Origin of the sequence: Vallitalea pronyensis, from assembly GCF_018141445.1 — a bacterium.
In the GTDB taxonomy this organism is placed as follows: Bacteria; Bacillota; Clostridia; order Lachnospirales; family Vallitaleaceae; genus Vallitalea; species Vallitalea pronyensis.
Genome location: NZ_CP058649.1, coordinates 3,956,618 through 3,976,238 on the forward strand (window position 1 = coordinate 3,956,618; position 19,621 = coordinate 3,976,238).

General features: G+C 29.5%; 6 protein-coding genes. 1 reads left to right on the forward strand and 5 read right to left on the reverse strand.

The genetic code is table 11. The annotated features are described in order from the left end of the window. Positions 1-85 precede the first annotated feature (85 nt). The 3 genes from HZI73_RS16715 to HZI73_RS16725 form a co-directional block, all read right to left on the reverse strand. The gene (locus HZI73_RS16715) at positions 86-7,084 is read right to left on the reverse strand and encodes a non-ribosomal peptide synthetase (RefSeq protein ID WP_212694519.1); all 6,999 of its coding nucleotides are present in this window, start codon (positions 7,082-7,084) and stop codon (positions 86-88) included. Between the two features lie 39 nt (positions 7,085-7,123). Next, a complete protein-coding gene (locus tag HZI73_RS16720) occupies positions 7,124-15,598 on the reverse strand; it encodes a non-ribosomal peptide synthetase (protein ID WP_212694520.1) in 8,475 nt (2,824 codons plus the stop codon). Positions 15,599-16,690: 1,092 nt separating this feature from the next. Then, a complete protein-coding gene (locus HZI73_RS16725) occupies positions 16,691-17,764 on the reverse strand; it encodes a hypothetical protein (protein ID WP_212694521.1) in 1,074 nt (357 codons plus the stop codon). A 274-nt stretch (positions 17,765-18,038) separates the two neighbouring features. Between HZI73_RS16725 and HZI73_RS26825 the strand changes: the two genes are divergently transcribed. Beyond that, positions 18,039-18,152, forward strand: a complete 114-nt coding sequence (locus HZI73_RS26825; RefSeq protein WP_246552191.1) for an IS110 family transposase — start codon at positions 18,039-18,041, stop codon at positions 18,150-18,152. Between the two features lie 90 nt (positions 18,153-18,242). Here the strand turns inward: HZI73_RS26825 and HZI73_RS16735 are convergent, their stop codons facing one another. Beyond that, positions 18,243-18,494 (reverse strand): phosphopantetheine-binding protein, encoded by a 252-nt coding sequence (locus HZI73_RS16735; RefSeq protein WP_212694522.1) that lies wholly within the window; start codon positions 18,492-18,494, stop codon positions 18,243-18,245. Between the two features lie 12 nt (positions 18,495-18,506). Further along, on the reverse strand, positions 18,507-19,610 hold the full coding sequence (locus tag HZI73_RS16740; RefSeq protein WP_212694523.1) for a hypothetical protein: 1,104 nt from the start codon (positions 19,608-19,610) through the stop codon (positions 18,507-18,509). Positions 19,611-19,621 lie beyond the last annotated feature (11 nt).

Consider the following 19,621-nt stretch of genomic DNA (forward strand, 5'->3'; position numbering starts at 1 on the left):
CTGATAAAAGATATATAAAATTAATCAAATACTTTAAGCAATAGAAAAATAATCTAAATAAAAGTTTAACATGTCCAGTATTCTATTATAGCAATTCAATATACTTAATTTTGATATGGATATTCTTCAATACTTGCTGCATAATTTCTCTTAAGTTCATTGCCATTTGTTCAATAGTTTCTTTTTTAAATATATCTATACAATAGTTTAAATCAATATGTATATCATTTTTATACTCTTTTACTACAATAGTTATATCAAATTTTGTAGCTTTCATATTAATTTTGTACTCCTTACAGTCCAAATTTTCAATATGATAATCCTTTTCAGCTACACTTAAATAACTAAACATAACGTTAAATACGGGGGTTCTGCTAAAATCCATTTCAATACTCAATTCTTCCACAAGTGTTTCAAATTGATAATTTTGATTATCAAGAGCTTGTAATGTATTGTCTCTAACTTCTTGTAAGAACTCTGAAAAATTCTTCTCGGCATTAGGTCTATTTCTTATTGCAAGTGTATTTACAAACATACCTATGATATGATGAAAGTCTGGATGAGTCCTTCCTGTGGCAGGGCTTCCAATGATTATATCTTCTTGTCCACTATATTTTGTTAACAAAATATTCACCCCTGCGAGTAGTATCATATAGATAGTTGCCCCTGCTTCTTTAGCAATCTCCCTTATCTCAGCTGTAATTTCTTGACTCAGTTGTAATTCGACTATATCCCCTCGAAAACTCTGGTCTGTAGGTCTTTCATAATCAGAAGGTAAGTCAAGTATTGGTATATCTCCACTGAACTGAGTTAGCCAGAACGCCCTTTGTTTTTTTAGAATATCTGAATCTACAAGCTTTTCCTGCCACCCAATATAATCTTTATATTTTATCCTTTCAACAGGCAAACTGCCACCTTGATAGAGAATCTTAAATTCCTTCAATAATATTTCCTGGGATATTCCATCAAAGATGATATGATGAACATCCACAATAAGTAGTTCTTTTTCTTCTGCTACCTTGACTAATCCAATGCGTATAAGTGGTGCAGTATTCAGGTCAAAAGGTCTAATAAAATCCTCTATAACTCTCTCTCTAGATATACTATTTTGATTCATTAAATCAAACTGCTCGATCATAAAGTCTACGGTTTCATTAAATTTCTGCATAATATGACCATCTACGAAGTCAAAAGAGGCTCGTAAACAATCATGACGTTTTATTAATTCTAGAAATACACTTTTAACCTTTTTATAATCTACATACCCATCTAGCATTAAACCGAAAGGTACGTTATACCCTGTTGAATTTTCTCCTAAGAAATAGTTTGCAGTAAATATTCTTTTTTGGGCGGAGCTCAATTCATAGTATTCTCTTTCTTCTACTATCTCAATTGGTATATACTTCTTTTTCTCTTGCTCTTTTAAATAATGAACAAGTTCTATTATAGTAGATTTCTTAAATACATCATTAAGAGATATCTCTACGTCAAATTCCTTTTGTATGCTTGATATTAAGTGAACAGCTTTTAATGAATGTCCCCCAATATTAAAAAAATCATCATAGATACTAATTCTGCTAACCCCAAGTATACCTTCCCATAATTCTAACATCTTCTTTTCATCTATGTTCCTAGGTTCTATATAATCTATTCCACTTGATAATTGATTCATTTCTTGTGGTAACTTTTTTACATCTACTTTACCATTAGGAGAGAGTGGCATCTTGTCAAGCTGTATAAAATATGACGGTATCATATAGTTAGGTAGTGTCTTACTTAAATACTCTCTTAATTGTATAGTGCTTAATTCTTGTTGAGCCGTGAAATATGCCACAAGATATTTATTATCATTGTTATCATCTCTAGCAACAATAATTACCTGATTGATAGAATCATGCTCTAATAATTGTGATTCGATTTCACCGATTTCAATTCTATATCCTCTTATTTTAACTTGATAATCTATCCTTCCTAAAAATTCAATATTACCATCTGAAAGTCTTTTTACTAAATCTCCGGTCTTATATATTTTTTGTCCAGGACAAAATGGATTCTCTACAAAATTTATCTCGGTTAATTCTGTCCTATTTAAATAACCACTTGCAACACCTACCCCGCCTATACATAGTTCTCCTGGAATTCCTATAGGTTGCAAAGAATTATCTTTGCCCATTATATAGATTTTTACATTGTTAATTGGCTTACCAATAGGTATGCTATTCATTTCCCTCAAGTTACACTTATCTACTCTATAGATTGATGATATATCTGTACATTCAGTAGGACCATATAGATTGAATAATGTACAATTACAATTAGGGTTATTAAGCCATCCTTTTAACTTTGATATTATCATCTCTTCTCCACCTAATAAGAGATATTCCAAGCTTACCAAATCGGCATATCCATTAATACTTGCTAAGTCTAATATAGGATAGAAAGCGTTAGGAACGCAGTTAATCATTGTAACACATTTATTTTTTATCATCTGTAACATCGTATTAGGATCGTAATAATCAGAAGGCGGCAATATCACACTCCCACCTGAAATCAATGGTCCAAGTATATTCTTAACTGAGGCATCAAATGATATTGAAACTAATAGCATATTCTTAGTAGCACTTCTCATTTCATACTCTTGAGTATACCAATAACATAAGTTAGTAAGTGACTTATGACTTACCATGACTCCTTTTGATTTCCCTGTAGACCCTGAGGTATATATGATATACGATAGATCATTTGGTTTATTAATACTATTCAGATTAGATTTATTTCCCACATACAATTCTTCATCCTCAATATTGATAATATTACCTTGGAAATTCACTTGTTTAACTGATGTCTCTTGAGTTAAGAGAACGCTCGTCTTGCTATCTATTAATACACTCTCTATTCTTTCAGTTGGATACTTAGGATCAATAGGAAGATATATTCCCCCAGACTTTAAGATCGCCATCATTCCAATAACTAGCTCTATTGAGTTCTCCACTAATACCCCAACAATGCTTTCGTTAGTTAGTCCTTTTCCTCTTAATAATTCTGCAAGACTATTAGCTTTTTCATTTAGTTCATTATAAGTTAAACATTCATCCTTATACTCTATTGCAACATTATTAGGTGTTTTTTGAACTTGCTCTTCAAATAACTGGTGAACCATCTTATTCATTGGACACTCTATTTCAGTGTTATTATATTCATTTATTAGTTTATACCTTTCCTTACATGATAACATATCAATATCTGAGATATGAATATCAGGGGCTTCAAGTACAGAATCTAGAATATTTGAAAAATGTTCAATCATTGTATTTATGGTATCTTCTCTAAACAGATCAGTACAATATAGAAAATTACAGCATAAGGTTTCTTCTATTTTTTTAATTTCTAAAATTAGATCAAATTTCGTTATATTATCCTTAAAATCTAATAGTTCATACTGCAAGCAAGGATCTTCTTCTAATGATATATCCATGTTCTGCATGACAAAGAGAACATCAAATATTGGATTTCTACTTATATCTCTTTCTAGATTTAATTTTTCCACGAGAGTTTCAAATTGATAATCTTGGTTTTCAAATGCATGTAAACAATTTGTTTTAACTTCTTGTAAAAAAGTTTTAAATGTTAGATCAGATATAGGTTGATTAATCATAATAACCGTATTGACAAACATACCCACGAGATTATCCAAGTCTCCATGGACTCTTCCCGAAACAGGTGTTCCTAATAATATCTCTTCTTGTCCGCTATACTTTGATAGCAATATATTGAATCCTGCTAGCATCACCATATATTCTGTAGTTCCTGTTTCTTGGGCAAATCTCTTTATTTTATGATATTTCTCTACATCAAAACAAAACTGAATTCTATCGCCTCTGAAACTTTGCTCCGAAGGTCTATGGTAATCTGTGGATAGGTTTAGATATGGAATGTCATCACTTAGCTTGTCTAACCAATATCGTTCTTGTTTTTTTAGTTTTACAGAGTTTAACATTGTATTCTGCCAAGCTGTAAAATCTTTATATTGTATTCTTATATCATCTAATGGAATATCTTGATACATTTTTATAAATTCATTCAATAAGATATATATTGATATACCATCTATAACAATATGATGGGTAACTATTAACATGATGTGTTTTCTTTCTTCTATTTTCACTAAACACACTCGAATGATTGGAGCTTTATTCAAATAAAACGGTTTCTTGAAGCTAGCTATCATACTATCAATATCATTAGAATTCTTTTCTTGATAGACAATATCAAGTATTACATCATCATTGATCTTCTGCATGATCTTTCCATTAATATCATGAAATGATGTTCTTAAGCTATCATGTCTCTTAACTAATTTCTCAAGAACAGACTGAACTCTATTATATTGTAGCTTCCCTTTGATAACTAGAGGTACAGTTACGTTATAACTCGTTCCAATACTATCGATACTGCTTAATATGTACATTCTTTTTTGTGCTGATGATGCATGATAATACTCATTAATTTCCGTTTTACTTATATTTGAGTATGTGCTATACTGCTCACCTATGATATAATGTGCTAATTCTTTAATGGTAGTCTTCTCAAATATTATTTTTAATGAAATTTCAACGTGTAGCCTTTGATGAATTTGAGTTATAATCTTTGCAGCTGATAGAGAGTAACCTCCCAAACTAAAAAAGTTATCGTTTACACCTATTTGGGATACGCCTAATACATCCTGCCATATTTCATATATTATTTTTTCTGTTTCATTTTCTGGTTGCTGGCAGATGTTACTATCTCTGTGAGGATCTGGCAATCTAGCATAATCTATTTTCCCATTACTTGTTAAAGGAATTCTATCTATCTGCAATATATATGCTGGAACCATATATTTCGGTAATTTCCCACTTAGATATTTATCTAAGTGATTGATATTAATAACATCTTTCGATACAATATATGCGCAGATAAATCTGTTACTATCATCATTCTCTATTACTTTTATCGCTGAAGATATGATGGATTCATAACTCGTTACTTGATTTTCGATTTCGCTTAATTCTATTCGATAACCTCGTAGTTTTATTTGTTGATCTCTTCTCTCTATAAATTCTATACTGCCATCGGGCAACCACCTACCTATATCTCCAGTTTTATATAATGTAGGTCCACCTTCAAAAAGATTATTGACAAACTTCTCTCTTGTAAGCTCTTCATTGTTTACATATCCTCTAGCAACACCTACACCACTAATACATATCTCTCCCGCTACTCCTATTGGCTGAAGTGATGTGTTTTCCTCATTAGTAATATGTATATATACATTAGGCATTGGGGTTCCGATAGGTAATTTCCTTAATGATCTAACAGTATCCTTTGTCAGAGTAAACGTTGTTGAGTCAACACAACACTCTGTTGGTCCGTATACATTCGTGACTTTAATTTCTCCAAAAATCTCAAATAATTGTTCTACTGTGTTAATCGCTAATGTTTCACCCCCTATAATAAATTGTTTAATGGGTAATCTTTCATTCTTATTTGCAATATATTCAATTAATAATTTTATAAATGTAGGTGTGCCATCAGAGATATTAATTTTATTACTCTTATAGAATTCTATAAGTGTATTTGATTGTAATTTATCCTCTTTTGGGATTAAGCATAGGCAATGACCTTGTAATAAGGCACCAAATATTTGTTTTACCGAAGCATCAAATATACATGGGGATAAGAGACTTATATTAAGTGGCTTATCATATTCTCTATATATACGTTGGTATAACCCTTCTATGAGGTTGATTACACTTGTATGTTCAATCATGACACCTTTGGGCTTTCCTGTACTACCTGATGTATATATAATATACGCCAGATCATCTGGTTTGTTTTCATTAGGTATATTATTTGAATCACCACAAAAAAGCTCTTGGTTATCCAATGAGATAATCTCACCTGAATAGTTCACATTTATTCTTTCTTCTTGTTGTATCAATATAATATGGGCATTACTATCCTGTAACATATACTCAATTCTATCTCTTGGATGTTCTGGATCAATAGGCAAATATGCTCCACCAGCTTTTAGTATACTCATTATGCCTATAACCATCTCTAGTGATTCTTGAGTCATTATAGCTACAACCCTATTACTCTTTACGCCTTTTTCTCTCAAGATCCTAGCTAATTGGTTTGATTTATGATTCAATTCTTCATAGGTTAACTTCTTATCTTTATATCTAAGACATATATTATTAGGATTCTTCTTTACTTGTTCTTCAAATATCTCTTGAATGACTACATTCTGCCTATATTCTAATTTTGTTTGATTGAACTCTAATAGAATCCTTTCTTTCTCTTCCTCGCCTATAATATCAATAATATTGATATTATGATTAATATTAGCCTTAATATTTTTATACAATATGAGTAAACCATTCATTATCCTGTTAATTGTTGATTTCTCATATTTCAAAATATTATACCGAATCTCACATTGGATTTGATGATTAATTTCTTTGAAGATTATTCTAGTATTACAATGAATATGGTCAACATAGTGCGGATCATGAATATTATCTAAAAGTACAATGGTGTCAAATAAGGGATACTCTCTTTGACTCCCATAAGGGATATTTAATTCATATAGAATCTGATTAATATCATAATTCTGATTAAGTATACTTTCATTTAATGTCTGCTGAATCTGTAATAACAGTTCTCTATAAATCATATTATCCTTTAATTTAATTCTTAGTGGTATTATGGTATTAATGTATTCTTTTTTGTCCTCTTGTCGGTAGACTGTAGAACCTATTATAATATCTTTATTATCGGTATATCTATCTAATAAGAGATATACTGCTGATAATAGAATCATATATAGTCTATAATTGGAGCCGTTACTTAGTTTTATTAATTCAGAAGATACTTCTCTAGGAATCTGGAATTTTATAGTATCATACTTATCCTCTATATCAGTATTATGATGATAATCATAAGGAAAAATACTTTTTACTAATTTCCCTTCTAATGTCTTTAACCAATACATTCGTTCATTAGTGTCATTAGAATATGTATGTGTTTTATTATAATGCATGTCTCTCACCAACCTTCGTATTTCTTTTAATCATTGCTATTAGAATCCAAATTCACCATCATCTTGAATTATGTTATTAATGGGCTCATATTTTTTTACGGTTTTATTCTCTGAGATAAAAATATTTTTATCTTTAAATTCTAAAAGAGGTGGTACTGCATTTTTATGTAATCTACTCCACCTCTTATCGGCTTCATTTATTTCTATAGAAGAATATGGATTCGGTATGCCAAGTCTCTTACAATGAGCCATAAACCTTGATACTCTACTATATATTTCTTCTCGATTGGGTTCACAATCAAGTATCCATGTCTGTGTAATGAGTAGCTCTTTTGCTATTTCAGGGTAGAGTAATTCCACATTATACTTTTTAGAGAATTCATCAGAGCCAACTTGTCCAGATAGATAATAATTAAAAGGATTGCAATCAGCTTCATAGATATCATCTTTCATATCTTCAATTATTTGTAAGGTTTGTTGAAAGTCTTCCTCTGATTCACCTGGGTAACCAATTACCCAATAGGTAGTGGTCTTAATACCTGCTTTAGCAAGATTACTAATTGCTAACTTAATTCTATCTGGTGTAATTTTCTTATTCATTAAATCTAATACTTTCTGAGAACCACTTTCTATGCCTAACCTAGCTCGATAAAATCCTGCTTTTCTCCATAACATGGTGTTTTCATGATTACATACCTCACTATCTGCCCTTAAATAACCGTCCCAATAGAATGACAATCCATTATCTATCAGTTCATGTGCTAAACTATTAATAATTGGATTCAGTAACGAATCACTTAATAAGAATAGTTGATAACCATGTTTTTGGTATAAAATAGACAATTCATTGGTTATTCGTTTGGATGTTTTCTTCCTATATTTCCCCCATAGTACGGTTTCTGAACAGAAACTACATTGGAAAGGGCAACTCCTAGATGTAAAAGAAGGCACTAACATATATTTGTCCAAGTCAAAATCAGTATAGTCTGGTAACTGAGCATTTGTAATATCTAACACTGCATGATTAATATCTCCTAATGTATATACCTTTTTCTCTGTGTCTAAACTATTTTGCAGTAATTTCAGAAAAAGATTCTCTCCCTCACCGACAATAATCTTATCGATATACTTACTTCTCTCAAGAAAATAATCAAAGTTGGGAGAGTTAATAGCTAGTTGGCTTGAAAATATACCTCCCCCCATTACTGTTACTACATCTTCGTACTTTCTCTTAATCAATTCAAATACAAACATAGAAGGGGCGAATGTTCCTGTATATACGGAAATTCCTACTACTGATGGTTGCTCTGATTCCATTATATCTACAGTATATTCCTCTAATATATCATAGAATTCTATAATCAACTCTTCTAATTCATATATCAATTCATCATTGACATCAATAAAATAGTGCTGATAGATAACTTTTTTCATTAAATGAGTATACTCTTTTTCATTTAATTTATTAAGATAAGCCATTAGGTGACTACCTAACACATTATTCCCTATGTTATAGAAATTACCTTGTTTCTCTTTGGGAACACATCCTTTTAATATATTAAGATATTGATGATATATTTCCCATATGCCGTCATAAACATTCAAGTCCTTAGTCTTAACATCATATGTATGAGACTTTAAAAAACTCTTCAATGAAGATATGCCTAATGGAGGAATAAGTGGAGTCCAAAATGGTAATAACAACATTAGTATTTTATTAGCATTTGGTTCAATATCCAATTTATCTTTCATAATATCTTCTTCTCTTGATTTTCTCATTTCCAAATATCGTGTATAGTAATCTTCATCCAGCTTAGGCCATTCTATTTCTAATTCTTCCATTACTCTTTTGGTGAAATAGTGTTCATATCTATTTAATTCAAAATCTGTAGTTTCCAATGCGCCAAAATAATGAAGAAATGGTCCTACATCTATTCCATCTTCTTTTGCTTGGATATTGGCAGTTACCCACTCTAAAAACATATCTTGATTAAGAATATCTAAATGATATACCTGCCCTAATCTTTTCATTGATACTTTGTTAAAATTGTATACATGGAATTTAGATTCATTAAATTGGGTTTTGTCATATGTTGATATAATAAATCTAGAAACAGTATCTATGAATGAAAAGTCATATAAATCTAATTCAATATTAGGGACTTTCTTCATTTTAATAAGATTATCAATAAATAAATGAAATATATTTTCTGTATAATTCATTTGCCGTTTTGGTATTCCATAACTAGGTACTAGATTGCCTACTCTATATATGGTACAATTAATCCCGCTATCTTGAGCTTGATTCAGCAGATACTCTGCATGCTGCTTGGACTTAGTATAATAATTATAAGATGTTGGCATTACGTTACTATATTCATTAAAATAATCATTGTTATTGTAATGCTTATCTCCAACACTCATTGTAGATATATGTTTTATATCAATTCTATTTACCTTTGCAAATTCAATGATGTTCTCAACACTCTTCACATTGGCTGAATAAAACTCTTCATAATTACCAAAATGTTTCACCTTCGCAGCTGAATTAATAATACAATCAATAGTACTTAATAATCTATTATATGTTGTGGTATCAAGCATAAACATATCCTTAGATAAATCTCCATTGATATAGTGAATTCTTCCTCTGTATTCCACTAAGTCATTACTCTTAAAATAGTAAGAATAATTCTTATGAATTCTATCTACTGCTTGACTCTTAGTTTCTCCTCGTATAATCAAATAGATATTATTATTTGTTCTATTAAGCAATTCATTTAATAAATATACCCCTAGAAAGCCTGTGGAACCTGTTAATAATATATTATTATATGGTTTTCGTTTACCAATCATTTGTGACACCATCTGGGATGCCCTACTAATATAATCCATATCTTTATTCTCATGGGTCATATGCTGATGCATTGCCTGTGCTTGTAATAAATAATCAATACGCTTAGTTATTTGCCTGCATTCACTCTTCTTACTTAAGTATAGAGCAATATTTTTCACACATTGATACTTATATATATCAAACACAGAAATATCATATTTACTAGATAATCTAGTAACCAATGTCAGCACTTTTATTGATTCTCCACCCAATGAGAAGAAACTTGCAAGGGTACTAAAATTATCAATTCCTAATATTTCACTGAAACAATTGTATACATATTCTTCATAGTTATTTACTGGTGCAATTGTATTATGTATTGAGGATTCTAATGCTCTTTCGTTTAATATAACTTCAAGTTTCCTTCTGTTTCGTTTCCCATTCAAGGTAGTTGGAATCTTATCAAACATTACTATATTATTAGGAATCATATAATTAGGTAAATGCTTTAGTAAGTAATCTCTTATGTCAAACAGCTCTATATCACTTTCACTTAGAGCTATACATGCAGTTAGTTCATCTTTAAAAATTAATACATAAGCATCACATACTTTATCCATTTGCAATAGGGTATATTCTATTTCCTCAAGTTCTATTCTATAACCATTATATTTAATCTGGTTATCCATTCTACCAATAAAATCTATTGTACCATCGGCGTTTAACTTTACTTTATCTCCCGTCATATATGTTTTTTCATGATAGAATATAGTATCTATGAACTTTTCATTCGTTAACTGTTCTCTATTTAGATAACCTACAGAGGTATTATCTCCAGCTATTAGCAATTCCCCTGGAACTCCAATAGGTACTAGACTATGCCTTTTATCAACAATAAAACACTTTACATTCGGTAGTGGCTTACCAATATTATAATTATGTGACTTGTTTACATGATTAAATGTTGCCCATATTGTTGCTTCTGTTGGTCCATATAGATTATATAAGTCTACATTACTATTCTTAATAACTCTCTCTGCTAAATCAGTTGGTAATTCTTCGCCACCTATTAACAATTTATCAATTTTATCTAGCCAAGAATAGTCTTGTCTATCATTCATTATTAACCTTAGTTTTGATGGCGTCATCTGTACAATATTAATTCTATTGTTGTTTACTATATTCACAATATGTTCTGGTACATGCTGTTCATCCCGTTTTGCAATAAAGGTTGTTGCACCAATCATGAGTGGCATAACAGACTCCAAGAAAAAAATATCAAAGGAGACTGTGGTTGAACATAGAAAAATATGATGTTGCTTAATATCCAGTGACTCAACAATTCCATAGGAAAAATTAATCAGATTTAAATGACTTATAATAACGCCTTTTGGATTTCCTGTTGAACCCGACGTATATATTATGTATGCATCTGAATTATTAGAAACTATATTAAATCTGGAATCATACATCCATGCAAGTCTGACATCTAAAGGTTTAATTTCATCCATATTAATATCCATTTGCATATCATATAATACGTATTGACAGCAACAATCTTTAATCATATATTCAATTCTAGATATTGGATATTCAATATCTAATGGCAAATACGTACAACCCGCCTTAAGTATTCCTATAATACTAACGATTAAATTACTAGTACGATCTAGTAATATAGCAACTACATCACTATTTCTGGCCCCATTGTTTACTAACATATTTGCAACTTGATTGCTTTGTTGATCTAATTCTTCATAGGTTAAGCTATCATCACCACATTTGATAGCAATATTATTAGGTGTTTTCTTAGCATGCCTCCTCACCACTTCATGCACTTTATCTTGTAGAGGATATTTTTTTTCCGTACTATTGAGTGCACCCATCAACTGGTTCCGTTCTTCTTCAGACATCATTTCTATATCATGTATCGGTTGATTAGGTGACTCAATAAAATTCATCACTAGATTTCTATAATGCCTTATCATCCTATCAATAGTATCTCTTTTGTATAATTGTGTGTTATAAACTATCTTAATATCAATATGAGCGGCACACATTTTAACATTAATTGATATATCAAATTTAGAGGTTTGAGCTTGATATTCTAATTTCTCTACATCCATTCCATATAAATGAAAAGCATTACATTCTTCTTGATATGTGAACATTACATCAAACAAAGGATTCCTGTTAACTTGTCTATTTATATTAAGCTTATCTACCAATTTATCAAAAGGATAATCTTGATTGTCAATTGCTTCTAGTACTTTTTCTTTCACCTGTTTCACATAATTAATAAAATCTTCTTTATCATTAATTGTATTTTTAATTACCACTGTATTAACAAATACTCCAATTATATCTTTAAATTCTTGCTTTCTTCTTCCTGCTACAGGAGTTCCTACTATTAACTCCTCTTGAGAGCTATATCTTGAAAGTAATATATTTGATACAGCTAAGAAAATCATATACATTGTTACTTCATTATCTAACATAAATTTCTCAAGCTTATTTTTAATTTCTTGAGATAGTATAATGCTTACTTCATCACCTATAGATTCTAATTTTCTAATTTTCTTATAATCGGTCTCTAATTCCATTACTGGTATATTCTGAGAGAATTCCTTTAACCAATATGTTTCTTGTTTCTTAAGGTCACTATCTGTTCTATCTATCTCCCATTGGGCATAATCCGCATATGATAACTCTGGTGCTCTTTCTAATACTTGTCGATTATATAACTGTGAAAGTTCTTTGAAGAATATGGATTGCGATATACCATCAAATATTATATGGTGTATATCAAATACCAATATGCTTTCATCTTTCTTAGTATGTAGAACACTTACTCTTATTAGTAAATCTTTGGTTAAATCAAAAGGTCTAATAAAGTTATTAATTACGTAATCATACTCACTAGAATTTTCTTGATATGCCTCTTCAATAACTAATTCCCTATTTTTAGCAATACAATAAAATACGTTACCTGTTTCATCATCAAAGTTAGCTTTAAGTATTTCGTGTCTATTTAATAGTTGATTGACTACACTCTCCATCTTTTGAACATCAAGTCTACCCTTTAATCTATAAATTATTGGAATATTATAACCTATGCTTTTTTCAGTTAATTGCTCCATCGCATAGATTCTTCTTTGGGAAGATGAACATTGATAATACTCTTGTTGTCCTATTTTAGTGATCTGATTATAAGATTTACTGTTATTTTTCAAAACCTTACTCATCATAGATACTGTAGGATTTTTGAATATATCCGTTACTGTAATTGATGTTTTATATTCTTTATTGATACTAGATATTAATTCAATGGCTTTTAGTGAATTCCCCCCCATATCAAAGAAGCTTTTAGAGACCTCCTGTATGTCATGTTTTAGAATTTTCGCCATTATTACCATTATCTTTTGTTCAGTATCAGTAGTTACTACTGATTTGCTTGCTTCATAGTTAGTACTATTTGGAGAATTAAGATTCATTAACCTTTTTAGATCTAACTTGCCATTTGGGTTAAGTGGAAACTTATCAACTCTAACGAAGCGATTAGGAATCATATACACTGGCAATTTCAATTCTAGCATATTCACTAATATATCACTACTAATCTCTTTATCTGTAATCATATATGATACAATTATATCATCATCAAATTCTTTCTGGACTAACGAAACAACATCTTTCACTGAATAACATCTTTTAATTTGCTTATTGATTTCATTAAGCTCAATTCTATTTCCTCTTATTTTTACTTGATTATCTCTTCTACCCACATAGTGTATATTTCCATATTTATCATAGAAGCCAATATCGCCTGTTCTATATGCTAATACGTTATTGTATGCTCTCATTCTAAAGAATCTACTATTAGATAACTCACTGTCATTTATATAGCCAGCACTCACACCTACACCTGTAATAATTATCTCACCTTGTATTCCAATTGGTTGGATATTTAAATGCTCATCCACAATAAAAGTTTTAACATTATCAATGGATTTTCCTATTGGTACATCCTCATCCTCCAATATATTGCTACAAATAGTGTAATAATTACTAATATCTGTACACTCTGTCGGTCCATAGCTATTAATAATTTTCGTATGTATGTGTTTCTCAGTCAGTAGAGGAAGTATATTTTCTATCTTAATAGATTCTCCACCAAGGATTATATACTTCAATGATTGTATGTTTTTGAAATTATTCTTTTTATTTAATCTGATTAATGGATATATCAAGCTTGGGGTTGTGTTAATAATTGATATATTGTTCTCTAAGATAATCCTAGATATGTTATTATATTCCATATCAGCTTTTTTAAACAACACCAATGTACTACCAAACAGAATAGGTGTTAATAGATTCTTTTGAGCTAGGTCAAAACTTGGTGAGGCCATTAATAGTACACTACTCTCAGCTCCAATATCAAAAGATTTCTTATACCACAACAATAAATTCATAAATGAACTTTGTTTAATCAAAGAACCTTTTGGACGACCAGTAGAACCCGATGTGTAAATAATATATAAAAATTCAGTTTCTCCATGATGGATATGTTCATTGGGATATTTGACCTTATCATTAATATTTAAATAAGTTCCTTCCTTACTACTCTTAGAATAAATTGATTGGTTGTCATATATTACATAGCTACAATCACTATCTTGAATCATATATTCTATTCGATCTTTAGGATATTCAATATCTAATGGTAGATAAATACATCCTACCTTAAGTATTCCAAATATGCTTACAATTAAGTTACTGGTTCGATCAAGTAATATCCCTACTACATTTCCGCATTGGGCACCTTCAGAGATTAGCATATTAGCCACTTGATTACTCTGAATGTCTAACTCTTCATATGTTAATTCCTCATCACCACATTTCACAGCAATATTCTGTGGTGTTTTTTTTGCCTGTTTCATGAAAACTTCATATATCTTATGATCTAAAGGGTATGCTCTATCCGTATTATTAAACTCATGAATCAACTGGTATCTTTCTTCTTCTGACATCATGTCTATTTCATGAACTAATTGTTCTGGAACATTGATACTATTAATTATTAGATTTTCTAAGTGCCCTATCATTCTACTAACTGTTTCTTCATTATACTGTTGATTATTATAAACAACTATTATTTTCAGATGTTCAAAATTATTATCAATATAAAAAATAAGATCATTTCTTTCATCCTGAATAACCTTATCATTTTTATCTTGATTATCAACTACTTTCAGTAATGTGTCTCGTACTTCACCTAGATTATAAATAAAACTTTTTATATGATTAATGTTATTTTTAATTACTCCCCACTTACTCATTCCTGCTAACTCTTTAACTTCTGAAAGGCCTTTTCCTCCTTGATGTGTTCTTATTAAAATATCTTTCTGTAAATTATATCTTGAAAGCAATATCTTGATTAACGTTAAAAAGACCATATACATGGTCACTTCTTTCTCTATCATCAATTTTTCAATCTTATTTCTAATCTCATTAGTTATAATAAGTTCAACTTTATTCCCTAAATATGCAACTTCTCTATTTCTATTATCATCCGCCACAACTTCTAACACTTGTATATACGAATCATTATTAATCATTATTCTAGCATTATCGTATTGCTCAATATCGAACGTATTTTTGTCAAATCGATTATTCATTCTATTCTCCTTCTATTAAACCTACCACCTACTTAAGTAAGTGAATTTATGGTATAACTGCTAAGGACTGAAAGTCCTAAATAATTGTTCTATTAATCGAACGTAAGTAAATCCATATTATGACTCAATTTCAATTATTATTCTTAATATATTTAGGAGTCAATTTCTAAGCTGAACAAATCATTTTGATATCTTCTATATTAACCTGTAGTTAACATTAGATATATTCTATAATTTTTCTTGTTTTTCATAAATCATGATCTCATTTATCAATAGAAATTTTTCATTACATTCAATCACTCTCATCCTAGTAGAAAGCACTGATCTTTGGCATTATCCATTCAAGCTATTTCTCATATAGTCCTTTAAAATTTTTACATCAGAGAATTACACTAAAAGAAAGAAAGCTCCGCATATATTTCACGATATTCATATAGCCTAATCTTTCTAACGTTAGTTCTTGTATCATCTTAAAAATAAATTTTGACGCATATTTACCTTTTTGTTGAATATAGAGTGATTAGCAAAAGACAAATTTTCCAAAATGACTTTAACACTTTAATACCTTATGTATAAATTTACCATCTAAACAAACTTCTTCTCCAGTGGGATATATTCAAACCGCTCTTATAATCATATAATCTATTCTTCCTCTATATAGAGGTATACATTTGAGTCAATATCTCCTAAGTTACCTGTCAATAACCACCCATCTCTCAAACATACATTTGTTATTATTATAATACCTTTTCATTATGCTCCGAGGTTTCATAGTAACTTGGTTAACTATGCATTCCTCTATTTCAACAAAATATTCATTGACTCCCCTTATTTCTATCTTCATTAATGCTATACCAACTGCTTCAGGAAAGGTGTCAAGTTTATAATAAATTAGATAAGTGACACGTGACGCTACTTCGATTAAACTATAAGTAATAAAATATTTTTGTTTCTTTGAAAACACCTCTTATCATTTTTGCAATTAATTTTGATAAGTATTCACCACTAATCCCTATTCTCGTTAAATTAATAGTTTGATATAATCTATCAGGTAAATTAGTCATGTGCATAAACTCATTGACATATATATAATTATAGCTCATTTCTTAATTCAAGTAGTTCAAGCTCTACTCGTTCTTCTTGATAGTATATTTTATGTAGAAGTCGCTTTATTCTTTCACTATAATCTTTAAGATTATAACCTGTTAAGTAACATTTATCACATAAGTAATCTATAGTAATCCATAATGTTGAAAGTATCTTTAATTCATCCAATAATCTATCTAACTCAAGATTATTTAATTTTGTCTTTACGTAGCTCATTAGATCATGAAAACTCAATTTTTCTTGCATAGTTGGTTGTAATAGTTGTATAAAAAATTGTGGTGCATATTTGCCTTTTTGATCTATGATAATTTGTATGATCTCTTCCAAATCATTAATTAATGCTTCAACTGCATATAGATTTTTAAGGTATTTCTTACCTTTAATTATTATAAATTTTTTCTTTAGGTTTTTTAATTGTAAATGCAAGTTTTCTTGTATTCTTTTCGATTCGCTTTTATTATCTTCCTTCAAAGATATTGAATAAGCAATTCCTCTTAAATTATTTTGTATATAGTCTGAATTAGAACATTTCCAATAATCGTCAATTAATACTTCCCCCTCAAAGTTATAGAATTTATCTATTATTTGACATGTATTTCTCCCTGGGTTAATATCTTTGATTATTGATAAGTGTTTTGAATAATGATGATTCACATTAATTTTTCTTTCCTCATTAAAAGCCCTTAAATAATATGGATCACAATAAAACATTAATGGACCATTTCTTGTAATTATATCTTGTATTTCTAATATACCCCCTTCATTTTTATGGATTATAAGCTTAAAAAAGTTATTTGAAGTTGCTTTTCTAAATGTATTGATCTCTTCTAAATAATAGGAATCTATCCCTTTTATTAATGCTAATTCATTATCTTTATTTATAAAACTATCAACGGTCTCTTTATTTTTAAATCTACTAAATATCTCTTTATTATACAAAAAATCATTATTCAAATATTTGAATGCATATGATAGTTTATTTTTATTTTCAAGAAGCACAGATATATTTTGATAAAAACAATCTCTCCCTATCCTATAATACTTTATAATTTTCTTCAATTTTGGATCCTCCTAACTCTAGAATATAGTGTTTTAAGGAAATTCGGAGCACTTAGTTAAGAATCATTTCTTATTAGAATTTATTATTGTGATATTTTTTTACTGTTACAATCTCTAATAATATACTAATATACCTAATATCTCCCATAAAATTCCATTAAGAGTAGCCTCATCACTGTCTTGGATCTTCGGCTCATTACGGTAACAACCTTGTTGAATTCCTTGTTTCTAAAACTATTATGTGTATGTCATTAACCCTATGCAAACTTCAACTATGCGGAAGAATAACATTCGCAAAACCAAGACTGATAAGGTTGATACTTTTATTATTGCTAAAACACTTATGATACACCCTCACAGATACTTTACTACCACAATGAAAAAATGAAGTTTTTTGCTATTTTAAGCTTAACTTTTCATAGCTAGTCTCCGTATTTTTTATATACTCTATCCTTGAATCTTTTAAAATCATAAATTCTTACAATTTTTCAAGGATTGACTGAAGGACCTCACATAAATCTCGTATTGTTCCTAGTGCTTTAAGACTTAACTTATCATCAGGAAATTCAATATCAAATTTTTTTTCAATATCAATAACAGTTTTAATAAATGATACTGAATTTAGTCCTATAATTTGTAATCCTGTATCAATTTCTACGTTGTTTAAATCATTGGTAAACTGAATATTATTTGCAAGCAATTCTCTAATTTCTTTTTCATATTTAAGCATAGTAGTCCCCTTCTAACGTTCTAAAGTATTGATATTCTTAAGTTTTTTATCTATTTTTTCATAAATAACTATTTCAAATGCGATAAGTTCTTCGACCTTACTTAGTATAATCTCCATTATTTTCAAATCTAGCCTCTCTCTTGCCAAATAGACAGAATACATATATACAATATTATCCAACTTAACAATTAAATTATTGTATAAAGTTATTTCCTCATTTAAGCACATACATGTAAGAATATCATTGCTTTCAATCAATAAATCTCTGAAAATATACCGACTAAATTTTGAATTTAATAAGCAACGTTCAAACACTTCCAATTCTTTCTTAACCATCCTTATTGATATTATGTTAGATAAACAATTACTAAGTTCCCTAAGAGCTAAATTCCCAAAATAGTAGTTTATTGAATCTTCTATTAAAACCTTTCCTTCTAGATATTCTTTACAAATTGTCTTTAATACTTTAAGAAATAGTTTCTTATAATCTGGTAAGAGCCTTTCTGAAATGTTGATTTCTGCATAACCATTCACATATAAATTATCAACACATGGAATCGTATCTATACCATCGATGAACCTATCCCCTTTCCAAAAGTTTAGAAATTCATTCAACTTAATTTGACCTACATAGTTTAATGCAGCGTCCCTAACCAAAACTTCTGATTCCCCAATATCATAAACGGAGATCCAATGATTAGCAATACCAAATATAGTTTGAGGATAATTTTCTAGATATTTTATATTTCTATAGTTATTAGAATACGACAAATAATATTGACTGCCACTAACAATTATTGATTTATTATTAAGTAATTTAGTTTTTAATAACTTTAATCCTTCCTCTTGTTCAATACACGTATCTATACTTATATTAGATCCTAAATAATCCTCCTTTGATTTATAACCTAACTTTTTGGGATCATTAATGTTCACCATACACTCTAAGGAATTATTTCCTTTTGCAAATACAGGTATCCCCATCATATCTAAGTTTGAATATAAACTAAGGTAACTATTATATCCATTATTTATTAAATACTCATGAATAAGAGTGTGCATACAATGTACGTAATATGGGACCTCTTCTACATAATACCACTTAAAGTTTTCCATAATGCAACCCC

Excerpts from the sequence above, each read along its gene's own strand:
- HZI73_RS26825 (WP_246552191.1), top strand. The coding sequence starts at position 18,039 with ATGCGGAAGAATAACATTCGCAAAACCAAGACTGATAAGGTTGATACT.
- HZI73_RS16715 (WP_212694519.1), bottom strand. The coding sequence starts at position 7,084 with ATGCATTATAATAAAACACATACATATTCTAATGACACTAATGAACGA.
- HZI73_RS16735 (WP_212694522.1), bottom strand. The coding sequence starts at position 18,494 with ATGCTTAAATATGAAAAAGAAATTAGAGAATTGCTTGCAAATAATATT.
- HZI73_RS16720 (WP_212694520.1), bottom strand. The coding sequence starts at position 15,598 with ATGAATAATCGATTTGACAAAAATACGTTCGATATTGAGCAATACGAT.
- HZI73_RS16740 (WP_212694523.1), bottom strand. The coding sequence starts at position 19,610 with ATGGAAAACTTTAAGTGGTATTATGTAGAAGAGGTCCCATATTACGTA.